Origin of the sequence: Mycobacterium sp. (assembly GCF_008709575.1) — a bacterium.
In the GTDB taxonomy this organism is placed as follows: domain Bacteria; phylum Actinomycetota; class Actinomycetes; order Mycobacteriales; family Mycobacteriaceae; genus Mycobacterium.
On sequence record NZ_VYIK01000001.1, the window covers coordinates 84,060 to 100,174 of the forward strand.

Here is a 16,115-nt window from a genome sequence, read left to right on the forward strand (position 1 = left end):
GTCCCATGGTGTCGTATTGCCCAGCACAGCAACAGAAAACCTGGCCTCTATCCGGCCGGTAAAGTTGCGTCATGCCGCACGACTGGCTGCTGGTGGAAACGCTGGGCAACGAACCGGCCGTGGTCGCGCTGGGGCGCCAGCAGCGCAATCTCGTTCCGATCACCACGTTGCTGCGCCGCAATCCTCATCTGGCCGCCATCCAGACGGCGATCGCCGAATCGATGCGAACCGCCCAGAGCCTGGTGAGTATCACGCCCAAAAATGATCGGGTGATCCGGACCGAACCGGTGGCGATGCCCGACGGCTGGATTCACGGCGTGCATGTCTGGAGCGGGCCGGCGCAGGCCGAGCCGCCGGAGCGGCCGATCCCGGGTCCGCTCAAGTGGGACCTGACCCTGGGCGTGGTTACCGATACACCCGAGTCGCTGGCTAACAGCGGTAAGAATCCCGAGGTGGAGAAGACCGACGGTCGCTCTGTCGCGGAGAATTGGCCGTCGCGGGATCTGCAGCCCGACGAGATCAGGCTGCTGGCGTTGGCCCTGCGAGCCCAACCGGGTCAGACACTGTGCTCCGGCTGCGACGGCACCGATTGGCAGGGCAACCCGATCCGGGTGAGTTTCGTCGCGCGCACCGGGCTGGAACCCGGCCCGGACGGAGGCGACCACCTGATCGCCCGGGGCATGAACTGGCGGGCCGAACCGAGCCCGACACCAGAGTCGACCGATGTGCTGGCCCAGCGGATTCTGCACGGCCCGGCTCAGCCGGGAGTGCATCGGGCGCTGATCGATCTCAGCAACTGGAGGCTGCTCAAATGGCTCGACGAGCCCTGCCCCTTCTGCGATTGGCGGCGTAGCGGCCTCGACGCGCAGCCGACCCACCCCGGCGACGAAGCGCGGCTGGCGGCCATGACCGCGGAGTTCGCCGACGGTGTCACCTCCGGGGTGTTGCGGCTGCCCGGCCACGACAACACCTGGGTTGCGGTGCATGTCACCGTGAACCGGGTGGAGCTGGACGAAAAAGCGTTCGCCGGCCTGGTCTCGCTGCGGTTGCCCACCGAGGCCGAGCTCGCCGCCGCCGGCCTGCCCGCGGTCGAAAACCAGACCTGATCTATTGCATTGCCAAGCTATTTCGGCTTAACAGCAAGAGCGCCGCTATCGGACGGGACCGGCCCGGGCGCCGGCGCGTGCCCTACCCCATCGACTGATCGCCACGTCGACGGTGACGACGACATCCAGGCCGGCCACGGTACATCGGCTGTCGGCCCGCATCGCGCGGGCCACCGCCGCTGCCTGGGCGCAGGCCGACTCGGGTCCTGCGGGCAGCCGCGCGGCGGCGGCCAGCGCGGCTAGGTCTGCCGCCGACTGGGCGCGGTGACGTGCCAGTACGGCCGCCCCCAGGACTGCACCACCGCCGGTGACGACCAGCAGCACCGCCACCATCGCGACGGCGACCACGGTGGCCGATCCTCGTTCACCGGGTCGGCTCCAGCGCCGCGACGCCGGTGGCCCCGATCGCCAGCGCGGGCAGCAGAGGTGATCGCACAGTGACGGTTGCGATGACGAATTCGCCGTCGCGGCGCAGCTGCAGCTGTGCCCCGGCCGGCGCAACTCCGCGGGCCGCGCCCACCGCCGAGCGTTCGTCGCCTCGCGCGGCCAGCCGGGCGGCCTCGCGGGCGGCGTCCACGCAGCGCACCTGCATCGACACCGCGGTGATCCCGGCCAGGCACAGCACCAGCACCGCCACCAGCGTGGCGATGCCCAAGGCCGCCTCGACGGTGCTCGTCCCCACACTTGAGCTGACAAAGTCGACAGAGGCCATCACACCTTGGTGCTGAGGGCGCGACCGATGATGCGGGTCAACGCCGCGACGACGGAATCGCCGGTGACGACCGAGTAGAGGATCGCGCCGAACGCCGCCGCGGCGATCGTTCCGATCGCGTACTCGACGGTCGACATGCCCGACTCGTCGACGGCCAGCAGCGCCAGCCGTGCCCTCAGTGCCGCTAGTTCCCGAAACATGGTCAGCCACTCCTCCTTCGTGAATATCCGTGTTCACCGTGCGAAGCCTCACAGCAGGCCCGACTGCAGCAGGTCGCCGGCCAGTCCGGCCACCACCGGCACGACGCCCAAACAGACGAACGCCGGCAGGAAGCACAACCCCAGCGGTCCGGCGATCAGCACCCCGGCCCGCTCAGCGGCCGCGGCCGCGGCGTGGCCGGCGTCCCGGCGACACTGCGCGGCGAGGTCGGCTACCCCGTCGGCGAGCGCCGCGCCCGATTCGGCCGACCGTCGGGCCAGCCGCAGCAATGCCTCGGTCTGCGCGTCGACGACGCCGGATCGCAGGTCCGGCGGTACCGACCAGGCGACAGCCGGGTCGGCACCCAGGGCGAGCAGATCCGCAGATCGCCGCAACACGTCGGCCAGCACGGGTGGCGCCGAAACAGCGGTGGCAGCGGCAGCGGTCGAGACCGCCATCCCCGCGGCCAGACACACCGCCAGCACATCGAGGCTGGACGCAACCGCCAGCGCATCCGGGCCATTCTCCGGGCGGCGCAGCACGCGACGCGGGCGGACCGCCAACCCGGCACGGGAGCGCACTGCCGCGGGCCCGACACCGCTCAGCAGCGCCATCGCCAACAGCAGCGCCGCCGTGCTCATGTTTCGTCGCGGTCGCGAGTCACGACGTCACTCGTTCGGTGAGGTGATCCGCCCACAGCAGGCCGGCACACACCAGCGTCACACCGGTCACCAACAGCCAACCGCCGGCATGCCCGGCCAGCAGGAATGCCACCGGCTGTGCTCCGATCAGCTGACCCAGCACCAGCATCACCGCCGGCAGGCTCGCCAGGATCGTCGCGGTGGCACGCGCGCCGGCCATCGCCGACGTCACCTGCGCGGCAAAACGTTGCCGCTCGGCGATATCGTGTTGAGCGGCGCGCATCAGGGTCGACATCGCCAGCCCATGGTCCCCGGCTAGCTGCCAGCACACCGCGAGCCGACGCCACTGCGCCGGCAGCGCCGACCTCTCGGCCGCACCGCGCAGACCGGCGGCCACGTCGGCGCCGAGTCGGGCCCGCGCGGCCACCGCCCGGCAGGAATCCGCGACCGCACCGCCCGACTCGTTCGCCGCGACCTCGAACGCGCGCACCGGATGCGCTCCGGCCCGCAGCTCGCCCACCAAGACGTCGATCGCGGCTTGCAGTGCCCGGCCCTCGGCTCCGGCGCGGCGGCTGCGACGGCGCCGCCGGTGGCGCACCGCCGTCGTTGCCGACAGCACCGCGGCGGCGACAACCGTAGTCAGCGGCAGCAACACGGTGACCGCCAGGACCGCTGCCGCCGCGCATCTGGCCGCCCATCGGCCGGCCCGCGCAACCCGCGGGCCGGCGGGCCTCGCCGAAACCAACCGCCGCCGTGGCGATGGCGGCAACACCACGAGCGCCCCCGCCAGCGCCAGCGCTGCGGCCGCCGCGCCCGTCACGATATCGCCCGGTCGTGCAGCAGCCGGCGCAGCGCAGCGACGTCGGCGGTCAGGCCGCGATCAGCGTGCCACACGGTGACGGAGCGCACCCGTCCGTCGACGATCTGCAGCACCGCTATTTCGCTGAGCCGCCGCCGCCCGGCGCGGTCCCGGGCCATGTGCACCAGCACCTGCACCGCCGCGGCGAGCTGGCTGTGCAGCGCGCCGCGATCCAGGCCGCCCAGGGCGCCCAACGCCTCCAACCGGGCCGGTACCTCGGCCGGGTTGTTGGCATGCACGGTGCCGGCACCACCGTCGTGACCGGTGTTCAGCGCAGCCAGCAGATCGACCACTTCAGCGCCACGAACCTCACCGACCACGATGCGGTCGGGTCGCATCCGCAACGCCTGCCGGACGAGTTGGCGCACCGTCACCTCGCCGACGCCTTCGACGTTGGCGCACCGCGCGACCAGTTTGACCAGGTGCGGGTGGGCCGGTGACAACTCAGCGGCGTCCTCGACACACACGATCCGCTCGTCGGGTGACACCGCGCCCAGCATCGCTGCCAGCAACGTGGTCTTGCCGGCCCCGGTGCCGCCGCAGACCAGAAACGCCAGCCGGGCGGCGATGATGTCGTCGAGCAGTGCGGCGGCCTGCGGTGCGATCGCGCCGGTCGCGGTCAGTGCCGCCAGATCCTGGGTAGCCGGCCGCAACACCCGCAACGAAAGGCAGGTGCCGGCGGCGGCGACCGGCGGCAGCACCGCGTGCAGGCGCACCGCGAACTCTCCGGTGCCCACCCCGGTCAGCCGGCCGTCCACCCAGGGTTGCGCATCGTCGAGACGGCGACCGGCGGCCAGCGCCAGCCGCTGCGCCAGGCGACGAACGGCCGCCTCGTCGGCGAACCGGACCGCGCTGCGCCGCAACCCGTTTCCGTCGTCGATCCAGACCGCGTCCGGCGCGCTGACCAGGACATCGGTGATGCCCTCGGCGCGCAGCAGCGGATCGAGGATGCCGGCGCCGCTCAGCTCGGTCTGCAGCACCCGCAGGTTGCTCAGCACCTCGGTATCGCCGAGCACACCCCCGGATTCGGCCCGGATCGCCGCAGCGACCACGGTGGGCCGCAGCGGGGCGGATTGGGCGGCCAGCCGCTCACGCACCCGGTCGATCAGCGACCCGCTCATGCGGCCCGGCCTTCGGTTCGCCCCGCCGGCAACGCGGTGAGGACCGCACGGGCCGCGGCGGCCAGGGCAGAGCGCCGGCGCAGTCGCAGGCCGCCGTGCTCGAGTTGGTCGACCAAGCGCGGCTCGGGCCGCATCGCGGCCAGCAGCGGTACCCCCGCGACAGCGGCGACCTCCGATGCCCGCAATCCGCCCGGCGACGGCCCGCGCACCACCAGGCCGATATTCGGGTTTATCCCGGCGAGCGCGCCGACGACCGTTGCCGTGGCCGCGCAGGCCCGAACATCGGCTTGGCTGACGACGACGACCAGATCGGCGCTCTTCAGGGCGGTGTGAACAGCATCGGTCAATCGCCGCGGAAGATCGCAGACCACGGTCGTGCCGCCCCGGCGGCCGGCGTCGACGACGGCGTCCAGGGCGGCCGCGTGCACGTCGTAATCGGCGCGGATGCCGGACAGCAGGCTGACCCCCCGGTGCCGCGGCAACGCCGCTCGCACCGCCGACCAGCTCACCCGCCCACCCTGGACCGCGAGGTCCGGCCAGCGCACTCCAGGGGTGTCTTCACCGCCTACCAGCAAATCGATGCCACCGCCCCACGGATCGAGATCGACCAGCAGCGACTCGGCGGCGACCTGGGCCAACGCGGTCGCAAAGAGGGATGCGCCCGCCCCGCCACGCCCACCGATCACCGCGACCACGTCACCACGAGCCCGGTCGTCGCGCGCCGATTCAGCGGCGTCGGCGAGTTCGTCTACCAGCGCGTGCTCCTGCGCGGGCAGCACCAGGACCTGCTGAGCACCGACCGCGACAGCACCCGCCCAGGTCGCCGGCGCCGGCTCAGCACTGACCACCACGATGACGTGAGCGCGCCGCGGCAGCCCGCCCTGTGCGCAGCGCTCCGCCGCAGCAGCGTCCAGCAGCACCGCCGTGGCCGCTAACCAGGTTCTGTGGTTCACCGGCGCTCCGCCTGCGGCATGGATGACCCGCGCGCCGACGGCCGCAGCGACGCGGTCCACCGCGTCACGCAGGGCGGGCTCGGTCAGCATTGCCAAGACTCCGGCGGTGCCGGTCGCGGTAGTCACCCGCTCACCGTGCCCGATAGCGGAGCCGCAGCGCCGGCATCGATCCGGGCAGCAGGGCCGATCTGTGCACAAAGCCCGATCTGTGCACAAAGCCCGATCTGCGGATCGCCCGAGCTGCGGACCGACTGTGCCAGGGCCGACCGGTGGGTTGCCGGGGACGACATACCCCGCAACGGGGACGACCCCCGCCAGGGGGGGAGGAGGCGAGGGTCGTCGTATATCAGCCCCGGGGGGTCGGGCTGATATACCCTCGGCGTTACGCCGAGTTAGTTTCACTATACACACGACAGCACGGCTCGACGCAAGTCCTGCACGTCGCGCAAACTAGAACGGCCGACTCGCCGCCGAAGCCGGTGGCGGGTACCGGGGGCGTCGCTGACCTGCTGGTTTATCCACACTTCGCGGCCCGGCGCGCTGCGGCCCTATGCTGAATCGGTGAGCGTTCCCGACTCGGCGGCTGGGCAGCAACCAGCGCCGCCCCCGGCGGCCGACCCGGGCGGGCAGCCCCGCACGGCCGCCTTTTTCGACCTGGACAAGACGATCATCGCCAAGTCCAGCACGCTCGCGTTCAGCAAACCGTTCTTCAACCAGGGGCTGATCAATCGCCGCACGGTACTCAAATCCAGCTACGCCCAGTTCCTGTTCCTGTTGTCCGGTGCCGACCACGACCAGATGGATCGGATGCGCTTTCATCTGACCAATATGTGCGCCGGCTGGGACGTCGAGCAGGTGAAATCGATCGTCAACGAGACCCTGCACGAGATCGTCACCCCGCTGGTGTTCGCCGAGGCCGCAGAACTGATCGCCGGGCACAAGTTGTGCGGGCGCGACGTCGTGGTGGTCTCGGCGTCCGGCGAGGAGTTGGTGGCCCCGATCGCCCGCGCGCTCGGCGCGACCCACGCGATGGCGACCCGCATGGTCGTCGAGGACGGCCGCTACACCGGCGAGATCGAGTTCTACTGCTACGGCGAAGGCAAGGTGCAGGCCATCGGGGAGTTGGCCGCTCACGAGGGCTATGCGCTCGAGCACTGCTACGCCTATTCGGACTCGATCACCGACCTGCCGATGCTCGAGGCCGTCGGGCACCCCTGCGTGGTCAATCCCGACCGGGCGTTGCGCAAGGAGGCAGCAGCGCGCGGTTGGCCGGTGCTCAGTTTCTCCCGCCCGGTGTCGCTGCGCGACCGCATCCCGGCGCCGTCGGGGGCCACGCTGGCGACCACGGCCGCGGTAGGGGTCAGCGCACTCGCCGCCGGAGCGGTCACCTTCGCTCTGCTGCGCCGCTTCACCTCGTAGCAGCGGAGGTCGGGAACAGCGCTGCCGGGCATTGTGCGGGCATTGTGGGTTTGTGCTGACGGCGACGACCGCCTGCATCCAAGCCCCGTGTCGATTGCCAGCCGCCGGTCCTCAGCAAACTATTCGTCATTCTGATGCAGGGTCGTTTCGACCTTTTAACACGTCAGGCTCTTGATGTGATGCAGGCCACGTAGTACAAAGGAGTCACGGAAGCCCGGCGAGGCCAAGGCCGATCCGGAAGAGAAGGTTCGGTCTCCCGACCCGGGCGACCCAGCACGGTTCTCGGCACCCACGCGGAGTCATAGCCGCGATAATGGCATAAGTGTTGCGGGCCTGCGTAATTGCGGAGAGCGGCGGGAATCGGTAGCCCTTTGGGTGGGGTGATTGCCCGTCGGGTCGCAAGATCGCCGAGGCCAACCCACGCAGCCCACAGGTGCACGCATGGTAACCGAGGTCCGTGCTAGCGGGCGGCGCGCCGGACTCACCCGGAACGCCGCCCGCTTTGCGTGCTCACCACCGGCGGGACCGGTCGCCACGAGGCGGCGTCGGCAACCTTACCGGCTCAGTGAATCGGCGATCCAGAGCGCTTCGCGCGCGCCGTCTTGCATGGCGCCGCAGCACAGTTTCAGCCAGGCCGCCATGCCGTCGCGGGTGCCTGCGGCAAAATCGCGGGCGGCGTCTCGATAGGCGGCTGCGCGCCGCATCCAGGCCACCTCGGGCACGCCCAGCCCGTGCGGGTCGAGGCCGCCGGCGATGGTCACCAGTCGGGACACCGCACGCGCTACGACACCGTCGCCGCTGCCGAACGGTCGCAGCGTCAGCAGCTCGCCGTGCGCGACCGCGGCGAGCACCGGCACCGGGACCCGGGTGCCGCCGCTGAGGAGGTCCGCGAGCAGCTCGAGACGGGGTGCGACCTGGGCGTCGGTGCGCGGCCGGCCCAACCGGTCCTTCTCGACCAGGTCGGCGGCGGCCAGTATGTGCAGCCGGGCCAGCGCCTGCAGGGGTGCCCGCTGCCACACCGCGACCAGATGGGTTTGACCACCTTCGAGTGCCTGCGCCACTCGCAGCGCGCCGGCCAAGACCGGTTCGGTGGTACCGGATTCGCCGAGCCGGCGCGCTCCGCCGTCGAGCATCGACGACGCCCGGGCCGCCCGCAGTGCAGCCTCGGCAGCGGTGACCGGCCAGCCCCGCACATTGGCGCGATGCCGATGTACGCGACCCAGCGCGTCGCGCGCCTGCTCGACGGCCGGTGCGACCCCGGGCAGTTGCATCAGTGGCGCCAGCGGGTCAGTGGCCATGGTCATGGCCTGCCGCCGCGGGCGCCCGTTCGCCATCCCGGGATCGCGGCCAACAACTCACGGGTGTAATCGTGGCGCGGCCGGGTGAAGACGTCCTCGGCGGCGCCGTGTTCGATCACCCGGCCGGCCCGCATCACCAGCACCTCGTCGGCGAGCTGCCGGATTACCGCCAAGTCGTGGCTGATGAACAGATACGTCAGACCGAGCCGGGCCTGCAGGTCGGTGAGCAGATCCAGGATCTGCGCTTGCACCACGACGTCGAGGGCGGACACGGCCTCGTCGCAGACCAACACCTGCGGGCGCAGGGCCAGCGCGCGGGCGATCGCGACGCGCTGGCGTTGACCACCCGACAGCTCGCGGGGTCGGCGGTCCAGGACCGACGACGGGAGCGCAACCTGCTCGGCCAGCTCCAACACCGTCTTGCGGCGTTGTCGCCGGTCGCCGAGTCGGTGGATACGCAGCGGTTCCTCGATAGCGCGCAGCACCGAATACCTGGGATCCAGGCTGCCGTAAGGGTTCTGCAATACCGGTTGCACCCGCCGGCGAAACGCCAACATCTCGCGTCGGTCCAGCCCGGCGATATCGCGGCCGTCGAAAACCACCGTGCCCGCGCTCGGTGCCTGCAGACCCAGGACTATTCGCGCCAGCGTGGACTTCCCCGCGCCGGACTCTCCCGCGATCGCCAGTGTGGTCCCGCGGCGCAGCCGAAACGATACCGCGTCGACTGCGCGGAATTCAGCCTTGTGCCACGGCGCACCGCCGGTGTGCCGGTAGATCTTGGTCAGCCCGGTGACGACCAGCACGTCGTCGTCCGGCTTTTCTACCGCCGGCCGACGCGGGGCCGGGCGCCGCATCGCGGGTGCGGCCGCCACCAGCCGCCGGGTGTAGTCGTGTTGTGGATCGTCCAGCACCTGCCGGACCGGGCCGGTTTCCACGACGGTACCGCGGTGCATCACCACCAGCTGCTCGGCCCGCTGCGCGGCCAGCGCCAGATCGTGGGTGATCAGCAGCACGGCGGTTCCCAGGTTCGCGGTGAGGTGCTGCAGGTGGTCGAGCACCTGGCGCTGTACCGTGGCGTCGAGGGCCGAGGTCGGCTCGTCGGCGATCAGCAGCTGCGGCCGGCCCGCCAACGCGATTGCGATGAGCACGCGCTGGCACATGCCGCCGGACAGCTGGTGGGGATATCGTCTCAGCTGGGTTGCCGGATCGGTCAGCCCCGCGTCGGCGAGCAGCTGCACAGCCTGATTGGCGCTGATATTGTTGGCGTGCAATGCTTCTTGGATCTGAAACCCCACTTTCCATACCGGATTCAGGTTCGTCATCGGATCCTGGGGCACATAACCGATGCCGGCGCCCCGGATCGACCGCAGTCGACGCCGACCGGCCCTGGCGAGGTCGACACCGTCGAACACGATGCGGCCCGAGGTGATTCGGCCACCCGGCGGCAGCAGCCCGAGAATCGCACCGGCGGTGGTGGTCTTGCCTGAACCTGACTCGCCGACGATGGCGACGGTCTGTCCGCGCTGCACGGTCAGATCCACGGCGTGGGCCGCGGCGACTGCCGGGCCGAACCTGACTTCCAGGCCCTGCACGCGCAGCAGCGGCGACCCGACGGTGGTCATGACGACCGCGCCGGATCCAGGGCGTCGCGCAAAACGTCACCCATCATCATGAAGGCCAGTACGGTGACCGCAAGCGCCCCGGCCGGATAGAACAGGATCGGCGACCCGGCACGCAGCCGGATCTGGTCCGTGCTGATATCGCCTCCCCAGGACACCACCGACGGCGGCAGGCCGATTCCCAGGTAGGACAGCGTGGCCTCGGTGACGATGAACAGGCCCAGTGCAATAGCGGCGACTGCGATGACCGGTCCCACCGCGTTCGGCACGGCGTGCCGCACCAGAATTCCGAACCGGTTCAGCCCCAATGCCGTCGCGGCCAGCACATAGTCGCTGTCGCGCACAGCGAGCACTGCGCCCCGAGCGATCCGGGCCACCTGCGGCCAGCCGAACAATGCCAGGACCCCGACCATCGTCGCGACCGTGCGGTGATGGACAACTTGCATCACCACAATCGCCGCCAGCAGCAACGGGATTCCGAACAGGACATCAGCGACGCGGGAGACCACCGCGTCGATCCACCCGCCGTAGAAACCGGCCAGCGCGCCCAGCGCTCCGCCGACGACGAACACGGCGAGGGTGGCCCCGACACCGACGGTGATCGAGGCCCGGGCACCGTAGACGGTGCGGGCGTAGATGTCATGGCCCTGCAGGTCAGTACCGAACCAGTGCGCCCGCGACGGCGCGAGCAGGCTTTGGTTCGGGTCGGCGTAGTCGGGATCGGCCCCGGTGAAGAGCTCCGGAAACGCCGCCACCAGAAGGACCAAGACGATCAGCACCGCCGCAATCACGAACGTCGGGCGACGCCGCAGTGTCCGCCAAGACTCAGCCATAGCGGATCCGCGGGTCCAGGGCCGCATACAACAGGTCCACCACCAGGGTGGTGACCAGGTAGACAACGACGAGCACCGTGACGATTGCGACGACAGTCGGAGCTTCCCCGCGGGTGACAGCCTGGTAGAGAAGCCCGCCGATACCATGGATGTTGAAGATTCCCTCGGTGACGATCGCGCCGCCCAGCAAAGAGCCGAAATCCGCACCCAGGAAGGTCACCACCGGGATCAGCGAGTTGCGCACGATGTGCACCGCTACCACCCGCGGCCGGGACAAACCCTTGGCGGTAGCGGTGCGCACATAGTCGGCGTGGGCGTTCTCGGCCACCGCCGAGCGGGTCAACCGCAAGACATACCCAAATGACACCGAACCCAGCACGATACCGGGCAGCAGCAGCCTGGCGAACGTTGCCCGATCACCGACCGTGACCGGAGCGATGCCCAACCGCACCCCAAGAAGGTACTGTGCCACCAAGCCCAACACGAAAGTCGGCATCGCGACGATGATCACGCTGACAACCAACAGGCCGGCGTCGAAGATGCCGCCCTGGCGCAATCCGGCCAGGACACCGAACCCCACGCCCAGCACGGTCTCCACCGCCAGGGCGATCAATGCCAACCTGATTGTCACCGGAAACGCCTGGGCCACCACGGTACTCACCGGAAGACCCGAGTAGGAGCGGCCCAGGTCGCCGCGCAGGATCCCACCCAGATAGCGCAGGTACTGCAGCCAGAACGGGTCGTCGAGGTGATATTGAGCGCGCAGCTGCGCGGCCACCGCGGGGCTCAGCGGCCGGTCCCCGCCCAACGCGGCCACCGGGTCGCCGGGCAACAGAAAAACCATGGCGTAGATCAGCAGCGTCGCGCCCAGGAAAACCGGCAGCATGACCGCGAACCGCCGCACGGCGTAGCGACCCATGTCACACCTTGACAATGCGTTCGTAGTCGGGCAGACCATTCCAGGCAAGCACGACGTCGCGGACCGCCGACGAGCGCCCCGCCACCGCGATGGTGTACCACAGCGGGATCACCGGCATGTCACGCAACAGGATTCGCTGTGCATCGTTGGTCAGTGCATACGATCGCGGCAAGCTGGGCGCGGCTTCGGCGCGAGCCAGCGCGGCGTCGAATTCCGGGTTGGAGTAACCGACGTCGTTGGCGCCGGCGCCGGTGACGAACAACGGTTGAAGGAATTCCAGCATCGACGGATAGTCGCCCTGCCAGCCGGCGCGGAACGCGGAGCTTATGGTGCGGTCGGTGATCTGGCTGCGAAAGCCGGCGAAAGTCGGCTGCGGGGCGCCTGCTGCGTCGATACCCAGAACATTCTTGATGCTGGTGGCCACCGCGTCCACCCAGTCCCGGTGGCCGCCGTCGGCGTTGTAGGCGATCGCGTACTCACCGGTCCACGGCGAAATAGCGTCGGCCCGCGCCCATAGCTGCCGCGCCCGGTCGGGGTCAAAGTTCAGCGCCGAGTTACCGGCAATGTCGGCATTATATCCGGGCAGCGAGCTGGCAGTGAATTCACGAGCGGGCGAGCGGGTTCCGGAGAAGATCTGTTGGCAGATCTGTGGCCGATTGATCGCAGCCGATAGCGCGAGCCGGCGCAGCCGGCCTTCCTGTCCCCCGAAGTGCTGCAGCCGCAGCGGTGTGTCGAGGGTCTGATTGGCGGCCGCCGGCGCGGTGATGGCACGGTCACCGAGGTCCTTGCGGTAGACCGGTAGCACACTGGGCGGAATACTGTCCAGCACATCGAGGTTGGCGGCCAGCAGGTCGGCGTAGGCGGTGTCGAGGTTGGCGTAGAGGATGAACCGCAAACCCTTGTTGCGCGGCACCCGGTTGCCGTGGTAGCCGGGGTTGGTCACCAGGTCGATCTTGACGTTGTGCTGCCAGGCCGGGCCGTCGGCGAGTTTGTACGGTCCGTTGCCAATGGGGTGCTGTCCGAAAGCCGCCATATTGGCGAACGCCACGCGCGGCAGTGGATAAAACGGCGAAAATCCCAGTCGCAGTGTGAAGTCGATGATGGGCCTCTTGAGCCGCACCGTGAACTGGTGATCGTCGACGACCTGCAGTCCGGACATGGTGCGGGCCGCGGGTTTGGCAGCCGCGACCTCGTCGAAGCCGACGATGGGGCTGAAAAAGCTCTGCTGCAGTTGGGCGTTGGTCGATAGCGCGCCGTAGTTCCAGGCGTCGACGAATGACTGCGCCGTCACCGGGGATCCGTCGGAGAACATCCACCCGGGTTTAAGGCTGATCCGGTAGTTGACGTCGTCGGTGGTCTCGATCGCCGACGCGACCTCCAAGGCCGGTGTGCCGTGGGTGTCGTAGGACAGCAGGCCGGCGAACAACCGATCGATGACCCGGCCGCCGTTGGTGTCGTTGGTGTTGGTGGGTATCAGCGGGTTCTGCGGTTCGGCAGCGTTGACGGTCACCAACTCCGTGTCGACGTTACCGCCGCAGCCGGTCAGCGACACCAGGAGCAACGCCGCGACCCATGCCGCGGCGACCCGCCTCCGACGCAACCCGCTCCTCCTGGTGCAACTTCCGTACGGCCGACTCTAAAGCCAGTTGGGCGCCCCGGCACGCACGCGGTCCCGGTCGATTCCGGGCTGACTACGCTCATGCTCGTGACCGAAACGCCCGACCAGGCGCCGTCGTCGTACCCGCCGCCCCCGCAGTTCACCGCGCAAGCGAACGTCGGCGCCGGCGTTTACCGCGACGCCGAGCGTGACCGGCTGGCGTTTTGGGCCAAGCAGGCCGACCGGCTGTGCTGGGCGACTCCCTTCGAGCAGGTGCTGGACTGGTCGAACGCGCCGTTCGCCAAGTGGTTCGTCGGGGGCGCTCTCAATGTCGCCTACAACTGCGTGGACCGCCACGTCGAGGCCGGCCACGGTGATCGGACCGCGATCTGCTGGGAGGGCGAGCCGCTCAACGAGAGCCGCACCGTGAGCTATGCGGACCTGCGCGCGCAGGTGTGCAAAACCGCTAACGCGCTGCGCGACCTCGGCCTGGCTGCCGGCGACCGGGTGGTGATCTACCTGCCGATGATCCCCGAGGCCGTCATCGCGATGCTGGCCTGCGCGCGGCTGGGCATCATGCACAGCGTCGTGTTCGCCGGCTTCACCGCGACAGCGCTGCGCGCTCGCATCGCCGACGCGCAGGCCAAGCTGCTGATCACCGCCGACGGCCAGTTCCGTCACGGCAGGCCGATGCCGCTCAAGGCAGCGGCCGACGATGCGCTCGGCCAGGACAGCCCCGTGCAGCAGGTGGTAGTTGTCCGGCGCACCGGGATCGAGGTGCCCTGGACCGCGGGCCGCGACCTGTGGTGGCACGACGTCGTCGACTCCGCGTCGCCCGAGCACACCCCGGAGCCGTTCGACGCCGAGCACCCACTGTTTTTGCTGTACACCTCGGGTACCACCGGCGCGCCAAAGGGCATCGTGCACAGCAGCGGCGGCTATCTGACCCAGGCCTCCTACACCCACCACAGCATCTTCGACATCAAGCCGCAAACCGACGTGTTCTGGTGCACCGCGGATATCGGCTGGGTCACCGGGCACACCTACGGCGTCTACGGCCCGCTGTCCAACGGCGCCACCCAGGTCCTCTACGAAGGCACTCCCGCCACCCCTACCGCGCACCGGCATTTCGAGATCATCGAAAAGTACGGCGTGACAATCTACTATGCGGCACCCACGCTGATCAGGACATTCATGAGGTGGGGTCGAGAGATTCCCGACGCCCATGACCTGTCGAGCCTGCGGCTGCTGGGTTCGGTCGGCGAGCCGATCAACCCGGAGGCCTGGCGCTGGTACCGCAGCGTGATCGGTGCCGACCGCACCCCGATCGTGGACACCTGGTGGCAGACCGAGACCGGCGCGGCCATGATCTCGCCGCTGCCCGGGGTCACCGCGACCAAGCCGGGCTCGGCGATGACGCCGCTGCCGGGCATTTCCGCCAAGATCGTCGACGAGGACGGCGTTGAGCTGGCTCCCTGCCCCGATCACGGCGAGCACGCCACCGGATACCTGGTCATCGACCAGCCCTGGCCGGCGATGCTGCGCGGCGTATGGGGTGATCCGGATCGTTACCGCGAGAACTATTGGTCCAGGTACGCCAAGCAGGGGTGGTATTTCACCGGCGACAGTGCCCGATACGACCCCGACGGCGCCATCTGGGTGCAGGGCCGTATCGACGACGTGATGAACGTGTCCGGGCATCGAATCTCCACCGCCGAGGTGGAGTCGGCGCTGGTCGGCCATTCCGGTGTGGCCGAGGCCGCGGTGGTCGGGGCGGCTGACGAGACCACCGGTCAGGCCATCTGCGCCTTCGTGGTGCTGCAGGCCGACCATGCCGACACCGCCGGTGCAGAGATCATCGACGAGCTGCGCGCCGAAGTGGCCCGGGCGATCTCCCCGATCGCCCGGCCCCGGGAGTTGCACGTGGTGCCCGAGCTGCCCAAGACCCGCAGCGGCAAAATCATGCGCCGCCTCCTGCGGGACATCGCGAACAACCGCGAACTCGGCGACACTTCGACGCTGCTCGACCCGGGCGTGGTCGAGTCGATCCGGGCCGGCACCCAGCGGTGATGCGTTACGCGGTCACCTCACGCGGCCGGGTCCGACGCGACCGGAACGAACCCGGCGCCCGGCCGGTTTTTGGCGTTGAGGTCGGCCAGCACGGCGTTGATCGACACGACCACCGCCGGCGTGTGCAGCGGAATGTACTTGGTGATGCAGGTCGGCAGATTTTCGCTGAACGCGCCGTGGATCATCCCGACCAGCAGATTGTTGACCGTGACCGGCGCCCCCGAGTCGCCGGGCTGTCCGCACACCTGCATGACGATGGTTCCGGGGTCTTGACCCGGGCCCCAGGTGACCCCGCAGGAATTGCCCGTGGTGCGGCCCTGTTTGCAGGCGATCTGGCCGAAGGCCGGATCGGGGCCGATGCCGTCGATCACGAAGCCGTTGTAGTCGGCCACCGGCGTGACTTTGTCCGGGTCGAACTGAATGACCGCATAGTCGAGTATGTCGTTGCCCGCCACCATGGTGCCCAACACGCCTCGGTTTTGCTCCGCTTCGGCGGCGACCTGGGCACCTGGCCCACCGCAGTGCGCGGACGTGAAGCCGACCAGTTGGCCCCTGTTGTCGGTGCCGATGGTCGTCAGGGTGCACATCGTGTCGCCGTCGATGACGATGGCCGCGCCGCCCCCGAGCGGGATCTTGTTGTCGGCGGCGGTGCCACGCGCACCGACCACGATCGCCGGCATCGTCAGCGCCGCTAGCGTCGCGGCAACGGTGACCAGCCGACGGTGCGTGGTCAGCACAGCATCACTCCTGTAGACGGGTCGCGCCGCTAA

The 16,115-nt window shown here is 69.4% G+C and carries 16 protein-coding genes; 3 read left to right on the forward strand and 13 right to left on the reverse strand.

All coding sequences use genetic code 11. The features are described from left to right. Positions 1-71: 71 nt before the first annotated feature. Positions 72-1,106, forward strand: coding sequence for a PAS domain-containing protein (locus tag F6Q13_RS00400; protein WP_293050564.1), 1,035 nt, complete (start codon positions 72-74; stop codon positions 1,104-1,106). 45 nt (positions 1,107-1,151) lie between these two features. On the opposite strand, the gene F6Q13_RS00405 is transcribed toward F6Q13_RS00400, so the two are convergent. From F6Q13_RS00405 to ssd, 7 genes are read right to left on the reverse strand one after another with little or no spacing between them, the layout of a single operon-like run. Beyond that, the gene (locus F6Q13_RS00405) at positions 1,152-1,439 is read right to left on the reverse strand and encodes an Rv3654c family TadE-like protein (RefSeq protein WP_367140745.1); all 288 of its coding nucleotides are present in this window, start codon (positions 1,437-1,439) and stop codon (positions 1,152-1,154) included. A gap of 31 nt (positions 1,440-1,470) precedes the next feature. After that, positions 1,471-1,818 carry a TadE family type IV pilus minor pilin gene (locus F6Q13_RS00410; protein ID WP_293050569.1) on the reverse strand — a complete coding sequence of 116 codons (348 nt, stop codon included), beginning with the start codon at positions 1,816-1,818 and terminating at the stop codon, positions 1,471-1,473. Beyond that, positions 1,818-2,018 carry a DUF4244 domain-containing protein gene (locus F6Q13_RS00415; protein ID WP_293050571.1) on the reverse strand — a complete coding sequence of 67 codons (201 nt, stop codon included), beginning with the start codon at positions 2,016-2,018 and terminating at the stop codon, positions 1,818-1,820. Before F6Q13_RS00415 ends, F6Q13_RS00410 begins: the two co-directional genes overlap by 1 nt. Before the next feature lie 48 nt (positions 2,019-2,066). Then, entirely contained in the window at positions 2,067-2,657 is a 591-nt protein-coding gene (locus F6Q13_RS00420; protein WP_293050572.1) for a type II secretion system F family protein, read from the reverse strand. 19 nt (positions 2,658-2,676) lie between these two features. Further along, positions 2,677-3,477, reverse strand: coding sequence for a type II secretion system F family protein (locus F6Q13_RS00425; RefSeq protein ID WP_293050573.1), 801 nt, complete (start codon positions 3,475-3,477; stop codon positions 2,677-2,679). Beyond that, positions 3,474-4,637 carry a TadA family conjugal transfer-associated ATPase gene (locus F6Q13_RS00430; RefSeq protein ID WP_293050574.1) on the reverse strand — a complete coding sequence of 388 codons (1,164 nt, stop codon included), beginning with the start codon at positions 4,635-4,637 and terminating at the stop codon, positions 3,474-3,476. Before F6Q13_RS00430 ends, F6Q13_RS00425 begins: the two co-directional genes overlap by 4 nt. Further along, on the reverse strand, positions 4,634-5,680 hold the full coding sequence (ssd, locus tag F6Q13_RS00435) for a septum site-determining protein Ssd (RefSeq protein ID WP_293050791.1): 1,047 nt from the start codon (positions 5,678-5,680) through the stop codon (positions 4,634-4,636). Before ssd ends, F6Q13_RS00430 begins: the two co-directional genes overlap by 4 nt. 471 nt (positions 5,681-6,151) lie before the next feature. Between ssd and F6Q13_RS00440 the strand changes: the two genes are divergently transcribed. Continuing rightward, positions 6,152-7,009 (forward strand): HAD-IB family hydrolase, encoded by an 858-nt coding sequence (locus F6Q13_RS00440; protein ID WP_293050576.1) that lies wholly within the window; start codon positions 6,152-6,154, stop codon positions 7,007-7,009. Between the two features lie 554 nt (positions 7,010-7,563). On the opposite strand, the gene F6Q13_RS00445 is transcribed toward F6Q13_RS00440, so the two are convergent. From F6Q13_RS00445 to F6Q13_RS00465, 5 genes are read right to left on the reverse strand one after another with little or no spacing between them, the layout of a single operon-like run. Next, positions 7,564-8,307 carry an oxidoreductase gene (locus F6Q13_RS00445; protein ID WP_293050792.1) on the reverse strand — a complete coding sequence of 248 codons (744 nt, stop codon included), beginning with the start codon at positions 8,305-8,307 and terminating at the stop codon, positions 7,564-7,566. Between the two features lie 2 nt (positions 8,308-8,309). Next, positions 8,310-9,929, reverse strand: coding sequence for an ABC transporter ATP-binding protein (locus tag F6Q13_RS00450; protein ID WP_293050578.1), 1,620 nt, complete (start codon positions 9,927-9,929; stop codon positions 8,310-8,312). After that, positions 9,926-10,786, reverse strand: coding sequence for an ABC transporter permease (locus F6Q13_RS00455; RefSeq protein WP_293050580.1), 861 nt, complete (start codon positions 10,784-10,786; stop codon positions 9,926-9,928). Before F6Q13_RS00455 ends, F6Q13_RS00450 begins: the two co-directional genes overlap by 4 nt. After that, positions 10,752-11,678, reverse strand: coding sequence for an ABC transporter permease (locus F6Q13_RS00460; RefSeq protein WP_293050582.1), 927 nt, complete (start codon positions 11,676-11,678; stop codon positions 10,752-10,754). Before F6Q13_RS00460 ends, F6Q13_RS00455 begins: the two co-directional genes overlap by 35 nt. Position 11,679: 1 nt before the next feature. Next, entirely contained in the window at positions 11,680-13,278 is a 1,599-nt protein-coding gene (locus tag F6Q13_RS00465) for an ABC transporter substrate-binding protein (RefSeq protein ID WP_293050584.1), read from the reverse strand. A gap of 105 nt (positions 13,279-13,383) precedes the next feature. Here F6Q13_RS00465 and acs point away from each other — a divergent pair, with 105 nt between their 5' ends. After that, positions 13,384-15,345 (forward strand): acetate--CoA ligase, encoded by a 1,962-nt coding sequence (acs, locus tag F6Q13_RS00470; RefSeq protein ID WP_293050587.1) that lies wholly within the window; start codon positions 13,384-13,386, stop codon positions 15,343-15,345. A 17-nt stretch (positions 15,346-15,362) separates the two neighbouring features. On the opposite strand, the gene F6Q13_RS00475 is transcribed toward acs, so the two are convergent. Then, entirely contained in the window at positions 15,363-16,025 is a 663-nt protein-coding gene (locus F6Q13_RS00475) for a serine protease (RefSeq protein ID WP_293050793.1), read from the reverse strand. Positions 16,026-16,115: the final 90 nt, after the last annotated feature.